Source organism: Paenibacillus sp. FSL H7-0735 (assembly GCF_038008505.1).
GTDB classification, from domain to species: Bacteria; Bacillota; Bacilli; order Paenibacillales; family Paenibacillaceae; genus Paenibacillus_AQ; species Paenibacillus_AQ odorifer.
Map to the genome: position 1 here is coordinate 488402 of NZ_JBBOZH010000001.1, position 26517 is coordinate 514918.

At 44.0% G+C, this 26517-nt stretch carries 25 protein-coding genes; 18 read left to right on the forward strand and 7 right to left on the reverse strand.

What is annotated here, in order from left to right; genetic code table 11:
* Nucleotides 1-43: 43 nt before the first annotated feature.
* The 3 genes from NSS82_RS02205 to NSS82_RS02215 all read right to left on the reverse strand — a co-directional run bounded on the left by NSS82_RS02205 (nucleotide 44) and on the right by NSS82_RS02215 (nucleotide 2441).
* Entirely contained in the window at nucleotides 44-259 is a 216-nt protein-coding gene (locus NSS82_RS02205) for a hypothetical protein (protein WP_052096730.1), read from the reverse strand.
* 89 nt (nucleotides 260-348) lie between these two features.
* Nucleotides 349-915, reverse strand: a complete 567-nt coding sequence (locus NSS82_RS02210) for a PadR family transcriptional regulator (RefSeq protein ID WP_076219725.1) — start codon at nucleotides 913-915, stop codon at nucleotides 349-351.
* 5 nt (nucleotides 916-920) lie between these two features.
* Entirely contained in the window at nucleotides 921-2441 is a 1521-nt protein-coding gene (locus tag NSS82_RS02215) for an MDR family MFS transporter (RefSeq protein WP_036682771.1), read from the reverse strand.
* A 266-nt stretch (nucleotides 2442-2707) separates the two neighbouring features.
* Here NSS82_RS02215 and NSS82_RS02220 point away from each other — a divergent pair, with 266 nt between their 5' ends.
* The 9 genes from NSS82_RS02220 to NSS82_RS02260 all read left to right on the forward strand — a co-directional run bounded on the left by NSS82_RS02220 (nucleotide 2708) and on the right by NSS82_RS02260 (nucleotide 10463).
* Nucleotides 2708-3055 carry a metal-sensitive transcriptional regulator gene (locus NSS82_RS02220; RefSeq protein ID WP_051491259.1) on the forward strand — a complete coding sequence of 116 codons (348 nt, stop codon included), beginning with the start codon at nucleotides 2708-2710 and terminating at the stop codon, nucleotides 3053-3055.
* Between the two features lie 53 nt (nucleotides 3056-3108).
* Complete coding sequence (gene copZ / locus NSS82_RS02225; protein WP_036682768.1) at nucleotides 3109-3309, forward strand: copper chaperone CopZ; 201 nt, start codon at nucleotides 3109-3111, stop codon at nucleotides 3307-3309.
* 113 nt (nucleotides 3310-3422) lie between these two features.
* Nucleotides 3423-5885: a heavy metal translocating P-type ATPase gene (locus tag NSS82_RS02230; RefSeq protein WP_036682766.1), complete on the forward strand. Its 2463-nt coding sequence runs from the start codon at nucleotides 3423-3425 to the stop codon at nucleotides 5883-5885.
* Between the two features lie 31 nt (nucleotides 5886-5916).
* On the forward strand, nucleotides 5917-6669 hold the full coding sequence (gene nfsA / locus NSS82_RS02235) for an oxygen-insensitive NADPH nitroreductase (protein ID WP_076101226.1): 753 nt from the start codon (nucleotides 5917-5919) through the stop codon (nucleotides 6667-6669).
* A 195-nt stretch (nucleotides 6670-6864) separates the two neighbouring features.
* The gene (locus tag NSS82_RS02240) at nucleotides 6865-7773 is read left to right on the forward strand and encodes an ABC transporter ATP-binding protein (RefSeq protein WP_036682763.1); all 909 of its coding nucleotides are present in this window, start codon (nucleotides 6865-6867) and stop codon (nucleotides 7771-7773) included.
* A gap of 2 nt (nucleotides 7774-7775) precedes the next feature.
* Complete coding sequence (locus NSS82_RS02245) at nucleotides 7776-8510, forward strand: ABC transporter permease (protein ID WP_036682760.1); 735 nt, start codon at nucleotides 7776-7778, stop codon at nucleotides 8508-8510.
* A 4-nt stretch (nucleotides 8511-8514) separates the two neighbouring features.
* Nucleotides 8515-9669: a sensor histidine kinase gene (locus tag NSS82_RS02250; protein ID WP_038568385.1), complete on the forward strand. Its 1155-nt coding sequence runs from the start codon at nucleotides 8515-8517 to the stop codon at nucleotides 9667-9669.
* The gene (locus NSS82_RS02255) at nucleotides 9666-10268 is read left to right on the forward strand and encodes a response regulator transcription factor (RefSeq protein WP_036682756.1); all 603 of its coding nucleotides are present in this window, start codon (nucleotides 9666-9668) and stop codon (nucleotides 10266-10268) included. The genes NSS82_RS02250 and NSS82_RS02255 overlap by 4 nt, the downstream gene beginning before the upstream one ends.
* 18 nt (nucleotides 10269-10286) lie before the next feature.
* A complete protein-coding gene (locus tag NSS82_RS02260) occupies nucleotides 10287-10463 on the forward strand; it encodes a histidine phosphatase family protein (RefSeq protein WP_143758693.1) in 177 nt (58 codons plus the stop codon).
* Nucleotides 10464-10995: 532 nt separating this feature from the next.
* Here NSS82_RS02260 and infC read toward each other — a convergent pair.
* A complete protein-coding gene (gene infC / locus NSS82_RS02265) occupies nucleotides 10996-11514 on the reverse strand; it encodes a translation initiation factor IF-3 (protein ID WP_076124627.1) in 519 nt (172 codons plus the stop codon).
* A gap of 61 nt (nucleotides 11515-11575) precedes the next feature.
* Complete coding sequence (locus tag NSS82_RS02270; protein ID WP_036682751.1) at nucleotides 11576-12481, reverse strand: LysR family transcriptional regulator; 906 nt, start codon at nucleotides 12479-12481, stop codon at nucleotides 11576-11578.
* A gap of 110 nt (nucleotides 12482-12591) precedes the next feature.
* Here NSS82_RS02270 and NSS82_RS02275 point away from each other — a divergent pair, with 110 nt between their 5' ends.
* The 5 genes from NSS82_RS02275 (at nucleotide 12592) to NSS82_RS02295 (ending at nucleotide 18724) form a co-directional block, all read left to right on the forward strand.
* On the forward strand, nucleotides 12592-12996 hold the full coding sequence (locus NSS82_RS02275) for a tautomerase family protein (protein ID WP_038568393.1): 405 nt from the start codon (nucleotides 12592-12594) through the stop codon (nucleotides 12994-12996).
* Nucleotide 12997: 1 nt separating this feature from the next.
* Nucleotides 12998-13327: a carboxymuconolactone decarboxylase family protein gene (locus NSS82_RS02280; RefSeq protein WP_036682746.1), complete on the forward strand. Its 330-nt coding sequence runs from the start codon at nucleotides 12998-13000 to the stop codon at nucleotides 13325-13327.
* A gap of 85 nt (nucleotides 13328-13412) precedes the next feature.
* Nucleotides 13413-14987 carry a sigma-70 family RNA polymerase sigma factor gene (locus NSS82_RS02285; protein ID WP_076274096.1) on the forward strand — a complete coding sequence of 525 codons (1575 nt, stop codon included), beginning with the start codon at nucleotides 13413-13415 and terminating at the stop codon, nucleotides 14985-14987.
* A gap of 266 nt (nucleotides 14988-15253) precedes the next feature.
* Entirely contained in the window at nucleotides 15254-17644 is a 2391-nt protein-coding gene (locus tag NSS82_RS02290) for an ABC transporter permease (RefSeq protein WP_341109696.1), read from the forward strand.
* A gap of 102 nt (nucleotides 17645-17746) precedes the next feature.
* Complete coding sequence (locus NSS82_RS02295; protein WP_076274094.1) at nucleotides 17747-18724, forward strand: phosphotransferase; 978 nt, start codon at nucleotides 17747-17749, stop codon at nucleotides 18722-18724.
* 47 nt (nucleotides 18725-18771) lie between these two features.
* On the opposite strand, the gene NSS82_RS02300 is transcribed toward NSS82_RS02295, so the two are convergent.
* A complete protein-coding gene (locus NSS82_RS02300) occupies nucleotides 18772-19665 on the reverse strand; it encodes a helix-turn-helix transcriptional regulator (RefSeq protein WP_076274093.1) in 894 nt (297 codons plus the stop codon).
* Nucleotides 19666-19810: 145 nt separating this feature from the next.
* On the opposite strand from NSS82_RS02300, the gene NSS82_RS02305 reads away from it, so the two are divergent.
* The 3 genes from NSS82_RS02305 to NSS82_RS02315 all read left to right on the forward strand — a co-directional run bounded on the left by NSS82_RS02305 (nucleotide 19811) and on the right by NSS82_RS02315 (nucleotide 24604).
* Nucleotides 19811-22063 carry a glycoside hydrolase family 127 protein gene (locus tag NSS82_RS02305; protein WP_076274092.1) on the forward strand — a complete coding sequence of 751 codons (2253 nt, stop codon included), beginning with the start codon at nucleotides 19811-19813 and terminating at the stop codon, nucleotides 22061-22063.
* 306 nt (nucleotides 22064-22369) lie between these two features.
* Nucleotides 22370-24085: an ABC transporter ATP-binding protein gene (locus tag NSS82_RS02310; protein WP_076107423.1), complete on the forward strand. Its 1716-nt coding sequence runs from the start codon at nucleotides 22370-22372 to the stop codon at nucleotides 24083-24085.
* Between the two features lie 36 nt (nucleotides 24086-24121).
* On the forward strand, nucleotides 24122-24604 hold the full coding sequence (locus NSS82_RS02315; protein WP_076101239.1) for an NUDIX hydrolase: 483 nt from the start codon (nucleotides 24122-24124) through the stop codon (nucleotides 24602-24604).
* A gap of 65 nt (nucleotides 24605-24669) precedes the next feature.
* On the opposite strand, the gene NSS82_RS02320 is transcribed toward NSS82_RS02315, so the two are convergent.
* On the reverse strand, nucleotides 24670-25566 hold the full coding sequence (locus tag NSS82_RS02320) for a LysR family transcriptional regulator (RefSeq protein WP_076107425.1): 897 nt from the start codon (nucleotides 25564-25566) through the stop codon (nucleotides 24670-24672).
* A gap of 228 nt (nucleotides 25567-25794) precedes the next feature.
* Here NSS82_RS02320 and NSS82_RS02325 point away from each other — a divergent pair, with 228 nt between their 5' ends.
* Complete coding sequence (locus NSS82_RS02325; RefSeq protein WP_076107427.1) at nucleotides 25795-26466, forward strand: O-methyltransferase; 672 nt, start codon at nucleotides 25795-25797, stop codon at nucleotides 26464-26466.
* Nucleotides 26467-26517 lie beyond the last annotated feature (51 nt).

Sequence of the window (26517 nt, forward strand, 5' to 3'; positions counted from 1 at the left end):
TCCTTGGAAAATATGATTGCGTACTTGTAGTTATTGTACACTCTCAGAAGCCCGTATGGTATTTTTTGTCGCTGGAAGAGCGGTGTTTGGTCTCCTCTTTATTCTTTTCCTCTTGCTTTTCCAGTGTCAAATCTTCCATCGGAATCGGGTCTACATTCTGCTCACTTTCATGAAGATCGAATAGACTTTCTTTCTCTGTTGGATATTGTTCCGGGTGATCCCGTTTGCCACTATTCAGCTGATGTTTTTCTTGGGTCATTTTTACCGCCTCGTCTTCCTTTGAGATTTAATGGATATTGTGCTCGTTAATAAACGTATTTTGACTCCCTTAAACAGAAAAAGAGGCCATTAGGCCTCTAAATTCAACGGTGTCCCTATGTCTTTTAGCTTGCGTGCTACAACATCATCGTATAGGCGCTGCAGCCATTTCAGCTCAGTCAGGGTGTGCTCATATGTACCGTACATTAGATGCAGGGCAGAACGAGGCACGATGGAGATATGCTCCTCGTATACCTGATAAGCCAGATTAACCTGATGTTCTGTTTCCCGGAGGCGTTCCTCGAGCAGCTTCTCAACCTTGCTCTGATCGATATGACGGGACATAGCCAGGGCCATATACATCGGATGATAGAAGGGTTCGTTTTTCTTAATTTGTTGCAGGATAAGCTGTTCGAATAAAGCTTTACCTTGCTCCGTTATGGCATAGATTGTTTTGTCCGGCCGATCACTGCTGCGGATGATCTCTAAAGCTTCTATATAACCATCTTGTGCAAGCTTATCCACAGCATAATAGAGTGATCCCATCTGCAGCTTGGTGATCCGGTCCATGGAACGTTCCTTCATCACTAATGTGATTTCATAGGGATGCATGTTCCGCTCCAGCAGTAAACCTAAAATGGCTAATTTCATGGACATAATGGTTACCTTTTGCCCTCTGACGCCTGAACAGCTTTAGCAGGAATGGTAAGACGGTCTTTTGGCATGAGCAGTACAAAGACTAGACCGAGCACTGCAGGAATCAAGGCCCACATAAAGGTTTGTGCAATAGAGGTGGATAACGCACTTGATATTTTCTCTAATATTTCAGCAGGGATCTTCGCTCTTGCTTCAGGTGTTAACGCAGCGCGTGGATCTCCGAAGGCTGCTGACTGTTCACTACCGCCAAAAGCATCGCTTAGACTGTTAGTAAAGCTATTCCGCTGAATAATCCCGAAGATCGTAATTCCCAGCGTCATTCCAAGGGAGCGCATGAAGGTACTGGTTGATGTTGCCGACCCCCGTTGGCGCATATCGAAATTATGAATAGCTGCCATGCTCAGCACGGAGAAGGAAAAGCCTACGCCGAACCCAGTCAGAGCCATAAATACATTAAGCATGAGGCGGGAGGTATCTGGTGATAAAGTGCTTAGGCTGTAGACCCCTGCGACAAAGCAGACTGCGGATAGGATCATAATGTTGCGGAAGCTGGTTTTTGTTGTAAGCAGTCCCCCGGTCTGACTGCCAACGACCGTACCGATCATCATCGGCATAAGGATCAGCCCTGAGTTCGTAGCTGAGCCGCCAAATACACCCTGCACAAAGATAGGGATATAAATAGTAGCTACGATAAAAGCAGAACCATAAAATAAGCTGGTCACGCTGCTTGTTGCAAACAACCGTTTGCGGAACATAGCGAACGAGATCACAGGTTCAGCAGCTACTCTCTCAATAAGGATAAACGCCAGCAAGAGAACAGCAAAACCTACGAATAAGCCAAGGATGGCACTGGAATCCCAAGCATATTGATTACCACCAAGTTCCAGAGCGAACATTAGGCAGATAATCGCGCCAACCAGAGTGAAGGCTCCGCCCCAGTCAATGCGCTGTTTAGCGTGGGAGATCGACTCCTTATAAGAAGTTGCAATCAGGAACAGTGCAATAATTCCTAGCGGCAGGTTAATGTAGAATACCCACTGCCAACCAACATAGTCGGTAATATAGGCACCGAGTAAAGGTCCAAGTACACTGGAAATTCCGAAGACGGCTCCAAAGAGACCGGTCAATTTCCCTCTTTTTTCAGGCGGGTAAATGTCGAAAACGATGGTGAAGGCGATTGGCATTAGTGCACCGCCGCCGATCCCTTGAATGGCACGGTAAATGCTGAGCTGTGTGATACTGGTGGCAGTACCGCACAGAGCCGAGCCAATCAGGAATACAATCAATCCGAAAATGAAGAAACGTTTACGTCCATACATATCAGAGAGCTTGCCGAAGATAGGGGTTCCGGCCATTACCATTACCATGTAAGCGGAGGTGACCCATACGATTTTATCCAGACCGCCAAGATCTGAGACTATCGTTCCCATAGCTGAAGCTACAATGGTATTGTCCATTGCGGACATAAGAATACCAAGCAGCAGGCCAACCACTACGAGTTTAAGATTACTTTCTTTAGTATGCATGCTTCGCAGCTCCTTTTTCTTAATAGTGATAGTGATAGTTCTGTTCGAAAAATGTTCATAATTAGAAGCAAAATTTATTATATTCAAATTTGAATAGGGAGGCAATAGTTTTTTTTAAAAAATAGAGATGTATAGCCAACCGTAGAAGAATACGGCGGTAATATAGGGACAAACTACCAGTGGAGATCATCTGTGGATGAATTAGGAATGCCTCTTGACATACCCTACGGGGGTATATTATATTATAACCAAGGAGGCTGATTCTTATGTCTACTGCCAAGAAAGAGCAAGCAGCAGAATCCTGCGACATAAATTGTCATTCTTCATCATCAGGAGAACGAAAAAGTCATCATTCGGCAGAATTCAAGAATAACTTGAATACGCGCCTCAACCGGATTGAAGGCCAGATCCGCGGGGTAAAGGGTATGATTGAGCGGGATACCTATTGTGATGATGTGCTCAACCAGCTCGCAGCGGTACAGGCGGCGTTAAATGGTGTCGGTAAGTTGCTGCTAGAAGGGCATATGAAAAGTTGCATTGTTGAGCGAATCGAAGCTGGCGAACATGAGGTTATCGACGAGCTCCTAATTACGGTTAACAAATTAATGAAATAATAAGCTAATGCTTCTAGAGCATAGCTTCACAACATTTATTGGAGGTTATATTAATGTCAAACGCTACATTAAACGTTGAAGGAATGTCTTGTGGTCACTGTGTTAACTCCGTAGAGAAAGCCGTAGGCAATCTTGGAGCAACAGCTAAAGTTGATCTTGCTGCTAAGAAAGTTTCCGTCGAGTATGATGAGAACAAAGTAAGCCTTGGCGCGATTAAAGAAGCGATTGAAGATCAAGGGTATGACGTAGTTTAGTTTGAAGCACAGTAATAAGGCTTGGAGTGATATGGGGAAGCAACCCGAAGCTCCAATGCCTTTTCTTTTAGAAATTATCATACCCTATAGGGGTATGTGGAGGCGTGGAAATCATGGATAAAACCAAAACAACAGCTTCACCAAACGAACAGCAGGCAACTGTACAGATTACAGGGATGACTTGTTCCGCTTGTGCAACCCGGATTGAGAAAGGTTTGTCCCGGATGGACGGCGTATCTCGTGCGAATGTGAATCTAGCCTTGGAACAGGCTACTGTTGGATTTGATCCGACAGTATCAGGGTTGCCACAAATTGAAGATAAAATCCGTTCTCTTGGTTATGACACTATTAAAGAATCTGCGGATTTTGATATATCGGGGATGACCTGTGCTGCTTGTTCCTCACGGATTGAAAAAGTGTTGAGCCGTACACCGGGCATAGCAGCAGTTAATGTGAATTTGGCGCTGGAAACAGCACATGTAGAATATACACCCGGTAATATCAGTCCAAGGGAGATCATGGAGAAGGTAAGCAGTATCGGCTATAAAGCTTCTCTTAAAGAAGACCGCAAAGATCATGTGGATCGTCGTGGAAAAGAAATTCAGCATAAAAAGTGGAAATGGATCATTTCTGCAATTCTTTCGTTCCCATTGTTATGGGCGATGGCGGGTCATTTCTCCTTCACCGGCTGGATTCCAACACCGGATATATTTATGAATCCTTGGTTCCAGCTTGTTCTGGCTACCCCTGTGCAATTTATCATCGGTTGGCAGTTCTACGTCGGTGCCTATAAAGCCCTTCGTAACCGGAGTGCCAATATGGATGTGTTGGTCGTATTAGGGACGTCGGCAGCTTATTTCTACAGTCTTTATCTGACCATTGATTCCTTAAGCATGAAGGGAATGAATCATACTGTAGAAATGTATTATGAGACGAGTGCTGTACTCATTACCCTTATCCTCGTCGGTAAATGGTTTGAGGCGCTGGCGAAAGGCCGTTCCTCTGACGCAATCAAAAGCTTAATGGGGCTTCAGGCAAAAACCGCCCTCGTAATTCGGGATGGGCAAGAAATGAATATCCCGACAGATGAAGTCATTCCTGGCGATATTGTATTGGTGAAGCCCGGTACTAAGGTGCCTGTGGATGGCGAAGTTGTCGAGGGATCTTCTTCTGTGGATGAGTCGATGTTGACCGGAGAAAGTATTCCTGTGGAGAAAAAACCAGGGGATACCGTGATCGGTGCCACTATGAATAAGAATGGTATCTTGAGAATCAAAGCAAATAAAGTGGGTCGCGACACTGCGCTGGCTCAAATTATCCGAGTAGTGGAGGAAGCTCAAGGCTCCAAAGCTCCGATTCAACGGATTGCCGATGTAATCTCAGGGATTTTTGTGCCGATTGTTGTGGGTATTGCTGTGATAACGTTTCTGATCTGGTATTTCTGGGCAGCCCCTGGCCAGTTCGCTGATGCCCTCGAAAAAGCCATTGCAGTGCTCGTAATCGCTTGTCCATGTGCGCTAGGTCTGGCAACGCCAACCTCCATTATGGCAGGATCGGGCCGGGCAGCAGAGCTTGGAATCCTCTTCAAGGGTGGGGAGCATTTAGAGGGAGCGCAAGGGATCCAGACCGTTGTGCTAGATAAAACAGGTACAGTGACGAATGGTAAACCCGTGCTTACTGATGTTGTGACAACAACTGGAATTGCAGCTTATGGAAAAGAAAACGCGGAAAACCGTTTGTTAGCTTTAACTGCAGCCGCCGAAAAGCTATCAGAGCATCCACTTGCGGAGGCTATTGTTGCTGGCGCCGCTGATAGAGGTTTGGCTTTGCCTACTGCTGAGCAGTTTGATAATGTGCCCGGACGTGGAATTATGGCGGTTATCTCTGATCAGCAGGTTATGGTAGGCACACGGCGGATGATGGAAGATCATCAGCTCGATATCACAGAATGGACTCCAATTATGAAGAAGCTGGAGGAGTCGGGAAAGACAGCTATGCTAGTAGCGGTAGAGGGAGAAATCGCTGGAATTGTGGCCGTTGCTGATACGATTAAACCGACCTCAAAAGCGGCTGTAGCCGCGCTTCATGATATGGGTATTGAAGTCGTTATGATCACTGGTGACAATAAAATTACAGCTGAGGCTATTGCGAAGCAGGCAGGGATCGAAAAAGTGTTAGCAGAGGTTCTACCAGAGGGCAAAGCTGAAGAGGTTCGCAAGCTCCAGCAAAATGGGACTAAGGTTGCCATGGTTGGGGATGGGATCAACGATGCTCCGGCACTGGCTACTGCCGATACGGGTATGGCGATTGGGACAGGAACGGATGTAGCTATGGAAGCAGCAGATATTACGCTGATGCGCGGGGATTTGAAGAGTATTCCTGATGCGATTATGATGAGCCGCAAAACGATGAGAAATATTAAACAAAATTTGTTCTGGGCGCTTGCTTACAATACAATAGGAATACCGATTGCTGCACTTGGGTTTCTAGCCCCATGGCTGGCAGGAGCTGCGATGGCATTTAGCTCCGTGTCTGTTGTCTTGAATGCACTTCGGCTACAGCGGGTAAAGCTGTAATATCACCATCACTATTTAGGGAGTGGCCACAGTGCAAGTAAATAACGATACAATTTCTCTGTTAATGAAACATGCCTCTGTCCGCAAGTTTCAGGATAAGCCAGTAAGTGAAGATCAGCTTAGCGCTATTATTGGAGCAGCTCAGATGGCTTCAACCTCAAGCAATGTTCAGGCCTATAGTGTTATTGCAGTTACTGACCCGGCACTAAAGACGGAGCTTGCGGGATTAGCGGGCAATCAGGCTTATATAGAACAATGCCCAGTGTTTTTGGTCTGGTGCGCTGATCTGTATCGGCTGCGCGAGGTGACGAAACCTCATTTGCAGGGAGAGACTTCTTATGAAGATTCTGCTGAGAACCTGATTGTAGCTACCGTTGATGTTGCGCTTGCTGCACAGAATGCTGCAGTGGCTGCGGAATCACTAGGACTTGGAATTGTATATATCGGTGGAATCCGTAACCGGATCGCTGAGGTATCGGAATTGCTGGGACTGCCTGAATTGGTCTACCCGATATTTGGGATGTGTGTGGGTTATCCTGACGGAGCTTCGGGCCTGCGTCCGCGGCTTCCACTAGAGGCTGTTCTGCATCGTAATCGCTACAATGCGGAAACCACTGTGGAGCAGGTCAAAACTTACGATAAAGTCTCTTCAGACTATATGCGTGAGCGGACCCACGGTGCCAAAGACACCCCTTGGTCGGCCATTATGGCGGAGCGATTGGCACAGCCAGCACGGCTGCATATGAAGGAGTTCCTGCTGGAAAAAGGATTCCTTCGAAGATAACTAAACTTTCTTCACCTAAAGAGGCTGCCTTATTAGTAGTTCATTCTACTGATAGGGCAGCCTCTCTTTTTTATTCGGAGCCAGGAAGGTGACAGTTGTCATCTTAAAGAAATGACAGTCCATACTAATGTCATGTCTTCTTTTTCCATATGATTGAAATAGATCAAACGCATTCGGAAGCGGAGGGATTACGTTATGGATAATATTATAGAAATGCACGGAGTCAGCAAAATATATAAGGATAAAAAGGCTGTAGATAATATCAGCTTTAACATTGCTAAAGGTTCGATTACAGCTATTCTGGGACCGAACGGAGCGGGTAAAACAACGGCATTAGGCATGCTGCTGGGGCTAATAGAGCCTACCGAGGGTACAGTGGAGTTATTCGGGCATCATCCGAAGGATAAAGTGGTACGAGAAAAGACAGGAGCGATGCTGCAGGAGGTAAGTGTAATGGATCGGCTAAAGGTGCGGGAGATCATTGACCTGATCCGCAGTTATTATCCAAAGCCTATGGATATGGAGTTTCTAATTAAGGCTACTGGACTTGCGCCAGCCGATTTGAATAGATACGCCGAGAAGCTCTCGGGCGGTCAAAAGCGTAGTTTGGGTTTTGCGCTAGCCCTCGCGGGTAATCCGGAGCTGATCTTTTTCGATGAACCTACAGTCGGACTTGATATTACTTCCCGGCGGCGGTTCTGGGAAACGGTTCGTGGACTTGCGGAGCAAGGAAAAACGATTGTGTTCACGACCCATTATTTGCAGGAAGCAGAAGATATCGCGGATCGTATTCTGTTATTCAGTAAAGGCCACTTAGTTGCGGACGGAAGTCCAGATGAGATTAAATCGCGGATTGTGAAGCGTTCCGTGTCCTTCCTGCCTGTGGGTGATCGCTCGCAATTGCGCAGCAACCTGCTAGACCTAGCTGCTATAGAGGATTGTTATGAAAAAGATGGCCGCATTCATGTGACCACAGAGGATACAGATGAGGCGCTTAAAGCGATTTTTGTGGCTGGACTTCCCGTGAAGGATGTTCGAATTGATCAGGGACGTTTGGATGAGGCTTTTGAACAATTGACCATGAACCAAGAGGAGGCTGTCTAACCATGAGACTAATTACTGTACAGTGTAAAGCAGAAATGCTGCGGATCATCCGTAATCCCTATTATGTGTTCTGGTCTTTGCTCATGCCCATCATGTTCTATTTCATCTTCACCCGGGTGGTCAATACAGGTAGCGATGACCTAACGTGGCGTGCTCATTATTTAATGTCTATGGCGACCTTCAGTGTAATGGGCTCAGCCATTATGACGCTTGGCATCCGGTTGGTGCAAGAGCGAACACAGGGCTGGACCACCTTTATTCGGATTACACCGCTGCCGGGTTCGATCTATTTTTTCGGAAAAATGTTCGGACAGACGATGATGCATCTGTTTTCGGTCATTTGTATTTTTATCGCAGGCTATTTAATCAATGGCGTCTCTTTATCCGCGGGTCAATGGGTGCTTAGCGGGCTGTGGATCCTGATCGGTTCTCTACCATTTTTAGCGATTGGTACGCTTGTAGGTGCTATGAAACGGGTGGATACAGCCAGTGGAGTCAGCAACGTGATTTATATGGCTCTTGCTGTAGCAGGGGGCATGTGGATGCCGATTGAGATTCTGCCACGATTAATGCAGCGGATTGGTCATTGGTTGCCTTCCTATAACTATGGGAATGGAGCCTGGGAGATCGTTCGTGGATCAGCTCCGACGTGGAGTAATGTCTTGATTTTGCTCGGATATTTGGTAGTTTTTATGTTACTATCGGTCTATATTCGAAAAAAACAGGAAGCGGTGTGAATGAATGGCTGAGCGTGCGAAGTTCCGGTTATTTCCACAAAAACAGGGGTTTTTCCCTTTTGTATGGGCTGTTTATCTGGTTTTGCCCATCCTGAATTTGCGCGGGGAGACTGGAATGAAGCTCATTCTGGGCGGGATTATGATAGCGGTATTTGCCCTCAGCTATCGCCAGCTGTATTGGGTGCGGGGTGGAGTGTTTAATGTTTGGTTAATTATTCAAATGTTGATCATCGTGGTGCTTAGTGTGTTCTATACCCCCTATAATCTGTACATGGGCTTTTTCACCGCAAATTTTATCGCATATTATACGGAGAATAAAGGTTTCAAAATTGCATTTACTTCTTTTGTGATCATGATCCTTTCGGTGCTGGTCTTAGTGGGTCGTGGGATGGAGTGGGGAAGTGTGATATTTTTAGCTCCGTTTATTGTTATTATGTTGATTAGTCCGTTCGGAGTGAGGTCCATGAATCGGAATCAGAAGCTGGAGAAAGAGCTGGATCAAGCGAATGAGGTAATTAAAGAGCTGGTGAAGCGTGAGGAACGAATGCGAATCGCCCGTGACCTGCATGATACCCTTGGCCATACCTTGTCCTTGATTACGTTAAAGAGCCAACTCGTAGAGAAGCTGGTGACGAAAAATACGGAGCGAGCCCAAGAGGAAGCGCGGGAAATCCAGCGCACTTCACGGGCTGCGCTCCGTCAAGTGCGTGAGCTAGTGTCGGAAATGCGTGCGGTCTCAGTAGCAGAGGAACTGGCTGAAGCTGGAGAGATGCTGCGGACGGCAGAGATCGCCTTAGAAGTGGAAGGGGATATCTCTCTGGAGGGGGTATCCGACCTGACGCAAAATATCCTCAGCCTCTGTATCAAAGAAGCGGTGACTAATATCGTGAAGCATAGCAGAGCGGATAAATGCTTCATAGGAGTGGCAAAGCTGGCTGGAGAAGTGCGAATTACCGTTAAAGATAACGGCATTGGCCTACAGCACGGGGAGAAAGGGAACGGCGGGCTTAGCGATGGAAATGGCATGAAGGGGATGGCGGAGCGCCTATCCCTGATTGATGGCTCCCTGTCGCTAAGCTCAGCTGAGGGTCAGGGAGCTAAGCTGATCGTTGCCATCCCGCTAATCGTAAAAGATGCACAAGGGGGTGAGACTGCATGATAAGCATTGTTATAGCGGAGGATCAACGTCTGCTTCGGGGAGCGATGGCTTCTTTGCTGGATCTTGAAGACGATATCGAAGTAGTCGGAGAAGCTTGTGATGGGGCGGAGGCGTTAGCTTTAATCGACAAGCTTCAGCCGGATGTCTGTCTCATGGACATTGAAATGCCGTTCAAGAGCGGGCTGGAGGTTGCAGAAATATTGCGGAGTAAGGGTTGTCCGACCCGTATTATTATTTTGACTACCTTTGCCCGTCCGGGATATTTTGAGCGTGGAGTAAAGGCTGGTATTCAAGGGTATTTGTTGAAGGACGAGCCTGTAGATAAGCTAGCTGAATCTATTCGTCGTGTCATGGCTGGACATCGGGAGGTATCTCCGGAGTTAGTCTTTGGCAGTTTGCGGGAGGAGAATCCATTAACAGCACGGGAGCGAGAGATTTTAAAACTGGCTGGAGAAGGGCAAACCGCGAGCGAGATAGCCTTTTCGCTGCATCTGTCTTACGGCACTGTCCGCAATTACATCTCTGAAATACTCAACAAGCTGGAAGTGAAAAGCCGGATTGAGGCGGTACGGCTGGCGGAAGAAAAAGGCTGGATTTGAGGGGAGAAGGGTATTGTTATGCAAATATTTCTGATTCGTCATGGTGATCCGGACTATTCCATAGATAATCTAACGGAATTCGGGCATCAGGAAGCAGCAGCGGCATTGGGAAAACGCATGGCATCTATCGGTCTGGTTGAATTATATGCTTCACCATTGGGGTATGAACTATCGCCCAAGGGGATTAATGGGTAATCATGTTTAAGGTGACTGATTAAGAGCGAGCTAGGATATTGTCTATGAAGTGAAAGGCCATCCCGCAGAGGATGGCCTTTTTTTTAAATACAACAAGAACGTATAAGTTCGGCACGATACATTACCTTCTATTTCTCGCATAAGCGCTTACCGTTCTTTAGGGACATCGAGGGCATTTTTGCTTGCATATAAGAATCGTGCCCCTTGCCCAGTTCCTGATTTCCACTTGCTATTGTACTAACGGACTTAGATGCAGCTATTTGTACATTTTAAGCCTTTTGGAGGAAGTTGCGGACTCGAGAGATCTTATTTTCCATAAATGGAGGGAATATCGTGCTATTTTAGTGATATAAAGTCTCTGAAGTCCGTTAGCATCCCAGAACAGCGAAATAGTTACGAATAAGGGCTGTGGTGTCCGAACGCAATTCTGAATTCTGCTCGCAATAAAGCTACATTGGCAGATAGCAGCAGCTTTTCATGAAATGGTCGACTCATTTTAGTTTTGAGCCTACTCTATCTGAAATTCCACTCTTCACCGTGGATTTAATTTCACCTGTGAACCTTTGCCGCCTGTCTGTATGCCCGTTTCCTTCGTTCCAACTTCCTTCAAGTCAGTCACTAGTCGCTCCAATACGGCCTTGGAGGCAGCAGCTTCCTTCGCACCGGATGCTTTGACAACTAATTGCACCGGCTTGCCGGAGCGGAGATGCTTCTCAGCCTGACGGAGCTTAGTATCGTAGTCGTGCTCTTCAATATGAGCAGTGAAGCGGAGTTCTTTGACCTTCTCCTTGCTGCCGCCCTTTGCAGCTGAACCCCCACTGGCCTTGCGTGCTGAGGCTGCCTCCTTCTGCGCGGCCGCTTTTGCTTTGCCTTTTGCAGTTAGGCTGCAGGGCGGTGGGCTGCTCATTAGCGAGGTGCATACCAGATCAGCACCTGCTGATCTGGCCATGGCCAGCGCCTCTTCCCGGGAGACGATACCCAGCTTCTCACCCCTAAGTCCTGTAAGGACTACTTCGGATGCTCTGATTTGTTCATTGATTAATACTGCCACTTCTATGAATCCTCCCCTGATAACGATGATAAAGCTATCATATATGGAACTAGCTTGAGGTTCAAATGTGGAGCGTAGGATTAGCGTTACTAATCCTCTCAATTTCTTCTTTTATGATTTTTAGGATTAGTTTTTTAGATGATGTTGCTAGATATTCTCGGTTGCGCCGCTGCAATATACCTACTTGTATGAACGGTTCGCTTAGTGCAACATCTATTTTTACGATATCTGTCATTAAAGCTGTCGAATCAAGCACTACCCCTACCCCAGGGTTCTTTCTTACAAAATGAGGAATAGCAGAAATTTGGCTTATGGTGGATAAAGTGGGCTTTGATTCGAATCTCGAAAATTGCTTAGCTAACCGAAGGTAATATAAGCAAGTGCGCCCTCCAGCTATAATTGGATATTCAAGAATTTCTCGAAATGAAATATCGTCTCGTCCGCTTAAAGGATGATTTTCATCTACTATAAAAGCGATTTTCTCGTGATAGAGCGGTTCGAAATAAATGAAAGACAGGTCGGACGGCTCACCGCAGATGGCGAAATCCAGCTCACTTTGGAGGACAAGCTGTGAGAGGGAATCAGTGTTACCCTGAATGAAGTTACATGCCATCTTTGGTTTTTGCTCCTGAAACTTTCGCAAGGCGTTCGGTAGGACGGATTCCATCATGGATTCAATGCCTCCGATATGAAGTGTGCCAATTTCGTCATGCTGTAAAGCTTTGGTGAGTTCTGATACATAGTTCCAGTGTTGAATAAGGTTATCGATTTCCGCTGCAAAAACTTGCCCAGCACTTGTCAGTTCTACTTCCCAGCCTCTGTGAAAGAGTTGTATGCCCAGTTCTTTTTCAAGTCGTTGAATTTGGTTGGTAATGGTAGACTGCGCATAATTCAACTTCTCGGCAGCGCGTGAGAAAGTGCCTTCTTGAAGAATGGTCTTAAAAGCCATCAGTTCTTTTAGATCCATCGATTGTCACCTCTATCGGTATAATTGATTAAGATTATTATCTTATTCAATTATATAAATCAAAATACTGAGAGTACAATAAAAGAATTCCAAAGAAGGAGTGAATTAAAATGCCTTTCATTAGAGTCAGTTATCTGGAGCAACAATACGACATTCATCAGCTAGAAGGAATATGCAGAGCGATTATGAGCGCGTTAATTCAGCATTTCCATGTACCGGAGGATGATATGTTTCAGGTTTTTCATGCGCATAAAGCGGGGGAATATTTTTATAGTAAAGATTATTTAAATATTGAACGAAGCGACGGACTGATATATATCCAAGTTACGCTAAAATCCGGAAGATCAACGGAACAGAAGAAAAGCTTTTACGCGAGGCTAGCCGAGGAATTATCGATGACGCTAAACATCAGAAAAGAAGATATATTCATTGTGCTCGTCGATACGGAATTCGAAGATTGGTCGTTTGGTAACGGTGTTGCTCAAATGCTACAACCTCCGGTTAGGGAGGCGTAATATGGCGCATCAGAAAATCGCCACAAATGTACGGGAATCGTTAGGCGAGTTCGCTCCGGCATTCGTCGAATACTCGGAAAATGTGTTATTTGGGGACTTATGGAGACGTGAGCAATTATCACTTCGGGATCGTAGCATGATTACGATTTCTGCCTTGGTGATGGGGGGCATGACGGAACAACTCCCCTATCATCTGCGCTTGGCTTTAGAGAACGGCTTACAACTTGAAGAAATCGTGGAGGCCATCACCCACCTTTCTTTTTATGTAGGTTGGCCGCGAGCCTCTTCTGCTCTAGAGGTTGCAAAGGATGTAATAGGAAAAAATAAATAACGTCTGACTTTTTAATCCCATCCGTAACCTTTAGGAACTTCATTGGCACTTGTATATAATACGGAAGAAGGGGGTGGGGGAGAAAATGCTTCAGTATATCGAGGAGGCTAAACAAGGAGACCGACAAGCTTTTGAACAGATTGTTAGGCACTTTACACCGATGGCAATTGCAGTTGCGTCCGAAAAGCTGCGTGACTATCAGTTAGCGGAAGATGCTGTGCAGGAAGCTTTCACAGAAGCCTTTTTGCATTTGAATAAATTACGAGCAGTAGAGGCATTCCCGGGCTGGTTTAAAGCTATTGTGGTGCGGCAATGTTATCGTATCTTGCGAAGCAAGCAGCGTCCTGCATTACCCTACGATGAAGCTGCGCAAGCGACAGAATCTTCATTTTCTATAGCAGATATTATTGAAAAAAAGGAAACCCAGCGGCTGGTTCACGAGTCTATAGCTGCATTAACGTCCAATATGCGGATTGCCGTTCAATTATATTATTTTCAAGGCTACTCACTACAAGAGATTGCTGACTTTCTGGGGACTTCGGTTTCGGTATTGAAGAAGCGACTTTTTGATGCCCGCCGCAAACTGAAAGGTGCATTGCCTGTGGCAGATGTTCTTTCCGTATTCAACCATTTGTACGAAGGGGGAAAAGATGTGCTTCACATTGTAAATGGAGATGTAGTGGGAGTGAAGCTGCGGCAAGGAATCGTGAAAGGTGATGTACTAGTGTGGAGAGAGGTATATTCGCATGGGCCGGTATTTTTGGATCCTGCCGATGGAGATAACCGTGCAGTTCGAGCGCAATATTTGGAACAAACGATGGGAATTCCGCAGAGGGAATTTATTGAAAATAGTGAGAGGCAAGAGAAGATTTTAGCTGATTTTCATAAATATGAAGAAGTGGTGTTATGGTTCGAGCATGATCTTTTCGATCAGACGATGCTCAGTTATTTACTCCATTGGTTCTCGAAGCAGAAAATGTTAACCACCAAGCTAAGCTTACTATGCATTGGAGAGTATCCTGGAATAAAGTTATTTCGAGGACTTGGACAACTTTCTATAGAGCAGATGGAAACATTATCAGGCACATGGAAGCTAATCGGAGCCAAAGAACTAGAAGTAGGTCAAGCACTCTGGGAAGCCTATGTATCACCGAATCCAGAATTGCTGCAACAACGATTAACTACCGATACATCGGCTTTACCCTTTGCACATGACGCCTTCCGGGCGCATTTATCACGCTTTCCTTCTACTACAAACGGACTTGGTATCGTAGAACAACTCACGCTGGAGATGATCTATGAGGGAATAAAATCACCCTATGAGCTGTTCAAAAATGTGGGTGATAAGCTTCATATCTTGGGAATGGGCGACTTGCAATATTGGCATATTCTAAGAAAGCTGGTGCAAGGCCCGTACCCTTTGCTACAAACCCATGGATGCAATGAGTTCCCTGTTTATAACGATTCAGTAATGCAATTTAAAGACTGTGAGCTTGTATTAACAGAGCTAGGTAAGAGTGTAATAACTGGAAACGAAGACTGGGTGCAGAAGAATGGCAGCGATGAGTGGTTTGGAGGTGTACATCTGCAAGGATTGACTCCGCGCTGGCGGTGGAATCCGTTGGTCGGTGCGCTTCAGGATAGAAGTGCCGAGGCGTAATTTATTAATCTAAATGTTTGCTACACAAGGCATATTAAGCATAAAAAGACTTCCACTAACTTGGAGATACTCAAGCGCTCCAGAGGGGGAAGTCTTTTTTTGTTGTATCCATATATTATATGAATAGTAAATATAGTGTATATCATCTATTTAAAGGGTGATTGATCTTTGTTGGAGAATATTATCTATAGAATAAATAGTGAAAGTATTCACTTGTTGATGTAAAGGGAGGAATATTCGTTACACGATAGGAGGATGATGTATCAATGTCCATACAGAATAAAACAGTAATGATAAGAATTGCAAAAGCGAATTTAAAAGCGGAAAAAACCAAAAATTATTTTGTAGGCAGTGTAATAGCTTTAGCTGCATTTTTATTAACTGTTGTAATGACCTTTGGTTATAATTCTTTTACTAACCTACAAAATGAGTCGAATTTCCAAGCTTTATTCTATAACCTCAATAACAATGAGATCTCACGATTGAAAGAAATAGAGGAAATTAATAAAATCGGACTCTATAAGGAAATAGGCAGAGAGAAAAAAGAAGAACGTTTATTGTCCATTCTCTACACGGATCCAGCCATGATGGATTTATCAAATGCCAATATCGTTCTGGGGAAATTTCCTACAAAAGAAAATGAAATTGCAATAGAAAAAGACTTTCAGTTATCCGATGATCGAAGCCTGGGGCTTGGCGATTCTATTTCTTTGCAATTTAGAAACAATGCCAGCAAAGAATTTCAAACCAGCCAATTTGTGATTACTGGAATTCTGCAAACAACCGCATCAGGTAACGAGAATCGAATCGGTTACAATGCTCTGGTATCAAGCGCGTTCGTTGAGGCGGATCCGTTTCTTTCCAAAGAAGATTACTCCGCGGCAATTAGCATCAACAATAGCAGCAGTTATTCCAACGAGGAACTGAAGTCAAAAATCAAAGAAATAGGGCAGCGAATGGGTATCCCTGAGAGAAATATTCAGATCAATAATGTGAATGTGGATAGTAATAATCTGTCAGGAAGCACTGTGATAACCATCCTGTCTATCATGCTGATTATCGTACTGGCTTGTTGGCTTGTCATCTACAATATCTTTTATATTTCAATTACTAAGCGAATTAAACAATACGGACAACTTAGAGCAATCGGTGCAACAAAAAAGCAGATAAAACAGCTTGTTCTATATGAAGGGAAAAATCTTTCAAGAAAATATATCCCTATTGGAGTTATCTTTGGATGTTTAATGAGCTGGATTTTAAGTGGCTTTCTCTGGAATGCAGCTCCAAGTTTTTCACTTGCTTTTTTAGCAGGTTTGCTCACCAAAGTAACAGTTAGAGCTTCATTAAACGCACCATCTAAATTCGCATCAAGAATCTCCCCTATAACAGCGATTAGACATGTAGATGCCGATGTTAATACAAAAAAGGAGAAAAGAAACTCTAAAAGACTAACACCATTTTCTTTAGCTGCATTGAACTTATCAAGAAGCAGGAAAAAGACGGTGTTAACTTTGCTGTCTCTTTTTTTAAGCGGAACGCTATTTGTTTCCTTGGGGACATTGTTAAACTCGGTCGACCCAATCTCAAAAGCAGAGAAATATTTTCCAAATCATGGTCAGTTTGATATTCAAATTAATAATGATTTGTATTCTGAAACAACCTCATTAAGTGATCTTCAGACGGAAGGGCAACTATCTACTTCTTTAAAAAATAAAATCCTAGCTATAAATGAAGTTGAGGACGTAATCGAACATCAGTATATTGAAGCTGCTATCGAAGGAATAAAAACGGATGACGGGGCCGCGATAGTCAGTATTGAGAATATCCCTACGTTAAACAACGAAAGATGGAGTAGTCATTTGGCTGAGGGGAAGATCCCGGATGTTGATTCATCGGATGCATCCTACATTCTCTTGAACAGCGCCAGTAGTGACTTAGATTATTACGGGGCTCATTACGCTGTCGGTGATCATATTTCATTCATAATTGCTAATGATCAGGAGAAGGCCAAACATGATTTTGAGATCATTGGAGATATTCCGGATAAGAATTCAGGAACTTCATTTTATTTTCCACCCAAAGTAATGCAAACTACAGCCCCTTTTAATAGCAATAAGAGCTACGAAGTTATTACTATGGATAAAGCGAATGAAGAGTTAATAAAGAGTGAGTTAGAGGGTATGATTCTCAATGAGGATACACTCAAATTATTGTCTTTTTCCGAAGTTGTGGAATCCAATAGAATTGCTTTTAGAACTATCACTATTTCAGTGTATAGTTTTATGGTTTTTATAGCAGTATTCAGTATGATCAATCTCTTGAACACCATAATCACCACTATTTCTGCAAGAAAAGGGGAGCTAGGCCTTATGCAAGCCATAGGAATGGGCCGAAAACAATTAATGGCTATGTTAACCTATGAAACAGGATTTTTAGTTGTCGGAAGCTTTACGATGGCTCTTGTTACGGGCAATCTAATGGGATACATGATAAGTAAGAGTGCGGGGAATATGGGGGGGCTTTCCTACATTCAATACCAATTCCCTTGGAGTGCTATTTTCCTGTATTTCTTGGTTATTTTACTTGTCCAGACTGGTATGGTTCAGTTTGTTAGACGAACAATATCGAAGCAGAGCATTATAGAGCAATTAAATTAACGATGCGGAAAGTTTAGCTATATTTAATAAATCCCTCGCCTTTATACGGGCCAAACGTGAAAATAAATAGTGAGTAGCAATTAACGTTGAAGGGTGATTTATATGCTGAAACTACCGGTGTATCATTCCGTTATTTCTTCCAATGCCTTAGTACACGTAATTAATGATCTTTATGAAATCGGGGATGTTTTGGAGTGTGGTTTTTATGAGAACGGACTTAATGATACCTATTTACTAAAGACCTCTATTGATAAATACATTCTTAGGATCTATAAAGCTCATTGGCGAAATAAACATGAGATTGATTTTGAAGTGGAGTTATTGAATCACTTAAATAAGAAGAATATCCCTGTATCGGCTCCGGTAATCAGCAGGGATGGTGGTTACCTAATTGAGCTGGAGGCTCCTGAAGGAACACGTTACGCAGTTCTGTTTACTTTTGCAAAAGGCAATTATTCCGATGAAAAAACTAGCTGTGAATTATACGGTGAACAAGTGGCTAAGATGCATCTGGCTATGGATGATTTCGAATGTGGGCAGCAAAGATTTACGCTTAATCTGGATCATCTGCTTAAAGAACCGCTTCAATCGATTCGCAAGCCTTTATCCCACAGGCAAGAGGATATCGATTATCTAGAATCTTTGTCGGAAGTATTGGCAAATAGCATAGCAGAAATCTCATCAGAGCTGGATTGGGGGGCATGTCATGGTGATCTTCATGGAGCGAACGTACATTTCTACGAGGATACCCTGACTCATTTCGACTTTGATTGCGGAGGTTTTGGCTGGAGGGCCTATGATGTTTCCGTGTTTTTGTGGTCAAGGGTTAGAGGGAAAGAACGAGAGCATTTTGACAATGAACAATGGACTGTTTTCCTGGAGTCATACCAAAAGCATAAAGTATTATCTGAGAACGATCTAAAGGCAATCCCTATATTTGTTGCTATCCGGGAGATATGGTTGATGGGTCTGCACACAGGGAACGCACAGGTTTGGAGTTGTGGGTGGCAAAACGATCATTACTTCAATACTAATCTGCAATTCCTACGTAATTGGTGTGAAGTTCATTCTATCCAATAGACAATACCCAAACAAGAAGCCACTCCATATTTAGGGGTGGCTTTACTTCAGTCATTATTCATAAACGTCTTATGATAAGCGTTACGATATTGGGTGGGCGTCATGTTTTCGTATTTTCGGAAGAGGCGCATGAAATATTTATCGTCGGTGAACCCCGTCTCTGTCGCGATGTCCCTCACGCTTAATGCGGTTCTGGTTAGTAGCTCCTTCGCTTTAGTCACACGTGCTGAATGGATATATTCCAATGGTCCCATGGAGGTATGCTGTTTAAATAGCCGAGCTAAATAGTCCTTGTTGTAATTGAATTTATCCGCGATGATGGCCACGGTAAGCGGTTCGCTTGCATGTATCCTTGTCCACTCAGCTATTTTGACGAAGGTGACATCTTGCTGTGCGCGGATCAGCTTACTGGCGAACGGCTGAAGTGCATGCTCAGACAGCTCAATTAAAAGCGAGGTCAGCAAATAATTAACGCTGGAATAGGTTAAATACCCCGAATTGGCCACATGAAGGATTTGATTCGCCAGAATATGAATCCGGTCACTATGTTCGATTTTTATGATTTGGGGCAGATATAGATCATGTACGGACCATAAGCGCTGTGTGCGCGAAAAGATTTCTTCTGCCTCAGGCTTCATTTCCTCCTCACTCAGCAATAGCCCCTCGTTTGTCAGTTCGAAATGAAACCAATAAAACTTAACCCCGGGTCGTGACTCTCTATAGCCGACATGTGTGCGATTAGGCATGAGCAGAAGAGCTTCGTCAGGGCCTACTTCAAATTGTTTGTTTTCCTCACTCAAATATACTGTTTCGTTCACGCCAATGATTAGTTCGTAGTTCCCCATAACACGCTCCACATGCTTCCATGGTGTTTCTGAGATAAATTCACCTGCCGCTGTAAAATGAACAGGTACATCTGCATTTATTTTTAAATAGCTCATGCGGTCCTCCTAGTAATCAATAAGTCGGGTTTGTCCACTATTTGTACGACTGATCTACCGACAAATCAACGTTCCGGTGTTATCTTATGGATACAAATATACACTTGTCATCTAACCCTGACAAGATTGCGAGGGAGCGATTTCATTGAAGACGCAAGCTTTTGATCTACAGAACGTACGAATTGATTCAGGTCCACTTCTCCATGCGATGGAGTTAAATACTGATTATTTACTCAAGCTTGAGGCAGATCGGCTTCTGTCGCGTTTTCGCGAATATGCTGGCTTAGAGCCTAAGGCTGCTCACTACGAGGGCTGGGAATCTCAGGGCATTAGCGGCCATACGTTAGGCCATTATATTTCTGGATGTGCGTTAATGTATGCCTCTACGGGAAATGAAGAGCTGCTACAACGCGTGAATTATGTAGTAGATGAATTAGAGCAATGTCAGGATGCGCATGGCAATGGCTTTATTTCCGGCATTCCTCGTGGCAAGGAGTTATTTGAGGAAGTGAAGGCAGGCGACATTCGCTCACAGGGCTTTGACCTCAACGGAGGTTGGGTGCCACTTTACACGATGCATAAGCTGTTTGCAGGTCTTCGCGATGCTTATCGACTGGCCGGCAATCAGAAGGCGCTCGTTATTGAAACGAAGCTGGGCCTGTGGCTTGAGGATATTTTTGCAGGGCTGAGTAAAGATCAGATCCAAGAGGTGCTGCGTTGTGAGTTTGGCGGCATGAATGAAGCGCTGACGGATTTGGCAGAGGATTCCGGGGAAGAGCGTTTCCTCGCGTTAGCGGAAAGCTTTTATCATGGGGAAGTGCTTAATGATCTTGCTATAGAAAAAGATACCCTAGCTGGAAGACATGCTAATACACAGATTCCAAAAATCATCGGAGCTGCTAGACAATATGAGGTAACAGGGCAGGAGCATTATGCAGGTATTTCCCGCTTCTTCTGGGATCGGGTCGTGAATCATCATTCTTATGTGATCGGCGGCAACAGCTATAATGAGCATTTTGGTGAACCGGATAAGTTAAATGACCGATTGGGCGAAGGCTCCTGTGAGACATGCAACACGTACAACATGCTGAAGCTGACCAAGCATATGTTCCAATGGGATGCGTATGCAGCGTATGCGGATTACTACGAACGTGCGATGTATAACCACATCTTAGCCTCTCAGGAGCCGGTAGATGGCCGGGTATGTTACTTTGTATCTCTCGAGATGGGTGGACATAAATCATTTAATTCGCAGTTCGAAAGCTTTACGTGTTGTGTAGGCTCGGGAATGGAAAGCCATTCTATGTATGGCTCGGCGATATACTTCCATAGTGCAGATGAGCTTTATGTCAATCAGTACGTACCTTCTACAGTGGCTTGGAAAGAGCAAGGCATTAGCTTGCAGCAAGAGACCAAGTTCCCGGCAGAGGGACAAGGTGTACTGCGGATCAGTGCAGCACAGCCAACGAAATTCACATTAAAGCTAAGACATCCTTACTGGGCTGAGCAAGGGATGAGTGTTAGCGTAAATGGTGAAGATGTTCAAGTAAATGTAGGCAAATCTAACTACTTTACTTTGGATAGAGAGTGGCAGGATGGAGACGTTGTCGAATATGATATTCCGATGTCGGTGAGAATCGAGACGATGCCGGATAATCCGAACCGAATTGCATTCCTTTACGGTCCACTTGTGCTCGCAGGTGATTTTGGGCCTATAAATGCAGAGGCCAATAGCGATCGCGCCCTTGCTTCCGTATTAATCGGAGATCGGGACACACTGACGGACAACCTCATCCAATCTAATGTGAGCAAAAATGTGTTCCGGATGAAAGGTTTAGGGTATACAGGGGATCATGAGCTTCGTCCGTTCTACCCTATGCATGATCATCGTTATTCCGTATATTGGGATTTGTTCACACCGGAAGAGTGGAAGCTGGCAGAGGCTGAATATCGCGAAGCTGTGGAGAATAACTTGCTGCTTGAGCAGTTAACTGTCGATTCGGTACAACCTGCTGAAATGCAGCCTGAACGCGATCATAATTTCACAGGTGAATTTGTAGGCCTAGGCAAAATCCACAATCGTAAGTATCGGGACAGCTGGATCAATGGCTGGTTCTCCTTCACGATGGAAGTTTTGCCGGATGAGCAAGTGGATCTGGTGGTCACGTATCTGAAGTCGAACGATACTTCTCTGGCATTCGATATTTTGGCGGATGGGGAGCAACTTGGTGTAGGCACTCTTGAGTCTGAGGAGATGAATAAGCTGGAGACGATTCGCTATGAACTCCCGCAACCGATCACGAGCGGCAAATCAGCGGTTACGATCAAGTTTGCTTCTCATGAAGGACATAAGGTTGGTCAAGTGGCCGGACTTCGTATCGTTAAACGTAATTCTTGAATTAAAAGGCTTACAGAATTATAATAGGGTCAATTCTTTTAATTGAGGTGAAATGGATGTCTTTCCGTACCGTTACAAGGAACTAGTTATCGGGCTGGGTGAAACGCGTACCAGCTATCAAGGGGGGAGTCTACCCTTTTGATTACAACTAACTAGAGCTTTGAACGGTGCCATAGGCAGCTATTTTTGTAGAGCCAGGCACTTAACCTATTTAACTTAGAGAACCGTTTATTTGTGGATGGTTTTTTACAGTGGGATAGGGGTGCCTGGCTTTTTTGAATTCAATTAAAAGAGGGGATAAACGATATGTTAAAAAAGAGTCTAGCTCACCTAAAATGGTGGGTAGGTGGTTATATTTTATTGGGTTTTGCCATTCAGCTGTTAAGTAGTTTAGGTGTTGTTGTCTTTCAAAAAATATTAGATAAGGCCACGGTAATCAACAGTTTTGATGAAATAGCAACATTAATTATGGTGTATGGGGCCCTGCTGGCTGGGGTGGCGATCCTGAATTATATAGACGAATACCCGAGTGTGTTTTTATCGAACAGCATCACGGAGAGGTTAAAGATCATTGCACTGTCCAAAATATCAAAAATGGATTATCAAGCGTATCAGGATATGGGAACAGGGCAAATGATTAAGGTGATCGAGAACGGGGCAGCGGCTGGAAACAGTATTATTTTTTCTTTTTTTCTCAAAACACTACATGAGCTATTACCTACTCTTCTATTCAGTCTAGTCTTTATCAGCTTCTACGATCTAAGGATCATGTTAGTGATTGCAGCTGGCTACGTGGTCGTCTTTCTGATAACAAATCTGCTGTTGAAATTTCTGTATGCCATGAAGGCAACCATTCTCCAAGAGCAAGAAAAGATGTCCAGATTCTCTATCCGCGGGTTTATGGAATTGGTCGTCTTTAGAACCAACAAGAGATATGAGAAAGAGATCGAGAAATTAAGCCAGACCGCACGCACTATCATTCATAAAAATGCTCAGCTAAAAATGATCCATGAAGCTTTTTTTGCTATATTCGAGTTATTTGTCACGATCATTAAAGTTGTTGTCCTGATTTATGGTGTGAAAAGCATTGTCGCAGGCAAGACCTCACTTGGTATTGTGGTCGCATTGTTTATGTTCATCGATAAAATTTATACCCCAATTGCCATCTTCAATGTTTTATTTGTAGATTACAGACTGAATAAAGTGACTTACAGAAGATTCGAGGAATTTATTGCTGCCCCAGAAGATAAGAACTTGGAATCCGGAGAAGCCATCACTGAGCTCCAAGGTAATATTGACTTTAGGGAGGTGTCCTTTACTTATGGGAATGTGCAGATTCTGAATAACCTGTCATTTTCGCTTGCGCGAGGAACTTCCGTTGCTATTGTCGGATTAAGTGGAGGCGGGAAATCTACGCTGATTAAATTGATTGTGGGGTTATTAAAAAAGGGCGAAGGTGAACTCTTACTGGACGGTAAGGATATCGATGAGATTCGTTTGAATAGCTACTATGATCATATTTCCTATCTATCCCAAGACACGCCGATTTTCGATGCTACGATAAGAGATAATATTGTATTCGATGAGGATACTCTGTCCGATGAAGAGCTATATGAGATTTTGGAAAAAGTTCATTTGCAGGAAAAAGTAAGCCATTTGCCGGATCGCTTAGATACTTTGGTGGGCGAAAAAGGTCTAAAATTATCAGGAGGCGAAAGACAGCGATTAGCCTTTGCCAGAATCATTGCCCAAAAAAGAAATATTCTAATTCTGGATGAGCCGGTGTCAGCGCTTGATAATATCACTGAGCAGAGTCTTATGGAGACGATTTTGAATGAATTTAAGGACAAAACTATCATCATTGTGGCCCACAGGCTTAATTTTATAAAAGACGTTGATAAGATACTGGTAGTGGATCAAGGGTCAATTGTTGGGGAAGGGAAGTTTGATGATTTAATAGAACAGTGCGAAGCTTTTAAAGCGTTATGGAATAGAAAAATATCGTTTACAGATTATCGATAAATTGCTAGACTCTTCTAAAAAAAAGAGGTGCTATCGATGGCTTGGCCAACACATATTGTAGCGGTGGGTGGAATTGCAATAAATGAAGAGGGAGATATTCTTTTAGTAAAAACACATCATGGTGGGTGGGTATTTCCTGGAGGACAAGTGGAAGTTGGAGAAAACCTAATGGATGCACTAATTCGCGAGATTAAAGAGGAAAGTGGAATAGATGTCGTTGTTTCTCAATTGATTGGCGTGTATTCGAATACAGGTATGCATAAATGGTATGACGGTGAGACGGATGTTCCTACCAAGGTCATGTTAGACTTTATCTGCAAGCCCGTGGGAGGAGAATTAAGTACTTCGGAGGAAACATCTGAAGTGATGTGGGTAGCCAAGGAGAAGGTGCTGGATCTGATTTCTGCAGCGGCTATTCGTACCCGCTATCAAGCTTATTTGGATTTCGATGGAAATACTAGGTACATGGATTATGTAACTGGAGGTGCGTTTGAAGTTAAATTGGATCGGACGGTGTAAAAAAGAAACTTTGAGGCTTTCCCGAAAGGGAAGGCCTCTTTTGTTGGGAATGAGCGATCATTCCGCTATATCGTATAAGGATTGTGACGAATCATCTCAATTAAATTCACTGCGGCTGCTGATAAGAGCTCATTTTTACGTGTACAGATCGCAATGGTATTCTTCAGATGGATTCCTTCTACATATACTCGGCACAATTCTCCACGCTCTACATATTTGCGTACGACTAATGAAGAAACGAAGTTTGCGCCATATCCGGCGATAACGGCTTTGATGGCTTCATGTAGTCCATTAAATTGCAAAGAGATGATAGGAGCGGGTGTGTTGTATGTGCGGCATAAAGATAATAATCGCTCCCGCGTTGAACTTCCTTCTTCACGCATAACAAAGGGTTCCTTCATCATTTCGGATAGAGAAACTTGCTGATTGGCATAACGATGATCGGGTGCGACTACAAACCATAACTCGTCCTGAAATAACTCTTCTGTCTGGATTGTATCTGGATAAGCCTCGGCGATTCCTCCATAAATAGCTATATCCACGTCTACATTTAACAGCTGCTTGAGGGCATCACTTGAGTTGGTAGTGGTGATCATCATCTCCACTTGTTCATATTGTTGCTTAAACTTTGCAATCCAGGTAGGAATGAGAAAGTGAGCAGGCAAATACGTTGCGGCTAGACGGATACTTCCGTTAGTGCCGTTAACATAATCTTGAGCGAATTGTTCAATTTGTTGTTCTACGGCGAACAGTCGCTTGGCGAGTAGAGTAAGCTCTTCCCCAGCATCCGTTAAAGCGATTCCTCTGCCTTGAGGTTTAAATAGGGTAAAGGACAGTTCTTTTTCGAACTTCTTAATCTGCGCAGTGATGGCAGGCTGACTTATATTTAAAATTTCTGAAGCGCGTGTCACACTGCCTGTCGATGCGATTACATGGAATAAGCGTAAGGCATGTAGGTTCATGGTTAAACTCCCATTCTTCGATTTATATATTAAATATATAAATTAGACTTAAAGATATATTATATTTATGATTATAACTGATTTACAATACAGATATAAAGATGAACTTGGAAAGATGAGATTAGGGAAAGGAGTAATGGAGAGGAGGTTTGGAACTGTAGGAGCGTAGCGATCGCCTTTGTCTCCGGATTTCAACCATGAACAAATACTAAAGGAGAAGTGATAAATATGAATCAAACGACTACTTGGGATAAAGTCGATCAGTATATTACAGAGCGCCTGATTCCACAGGACTCTGTGTTGGAAGAAGTGTTGGTCACCAATCAACAGGCAGGGCTGCCGCCCTTTGATGTTTCGCCTAGTCAGGGGAAATTCCTGAATCTACTGGTGCAAATGAAAGGTGCACGCCGGATTTTGGAGATTGGCACCTTGGGCGGGTACAGTACGATTTGGATGGCAAGAGCCCTGCCGTCTGACGGACAGATAGTTACTTTGGAGCTGGATCCCATTCATGCGCAGGTAGCTAAAGCTAATCTTTCGCTTGCCGAGGTGGATCATCTGGTAGAGCTTCGTGTAGGGGATGCATTAGAGCAACTGTCTCAGATGAAACAAGAGGGCGTTGAACCCTTCGACTTTATTTTTATAGATGCCGATAAACCGAATAATCCTAACTATTTAAAGTGGGCGCTGCAATTCTCCCAGCCCGGAACGGTGATCCTTGGAGATAATGTGATTCGTGAAGGTGAGGTCATTAATGAGAATAGCGAAGACCCTCGTGTAGTAGGCGTACGGGAATTTTATGATCTGTTGGCTGAAGAGTCTAGAATTTCGGCTACTGCCATTCAGACGGTGGGAAGCAAAGGTTATGATGGATTTGTATTGGGGATTGTGAATAGCTGAGGGATTCCACAGGTCCTCTGAGCGTTACGGACCCCAGTGACGCTATTGCTT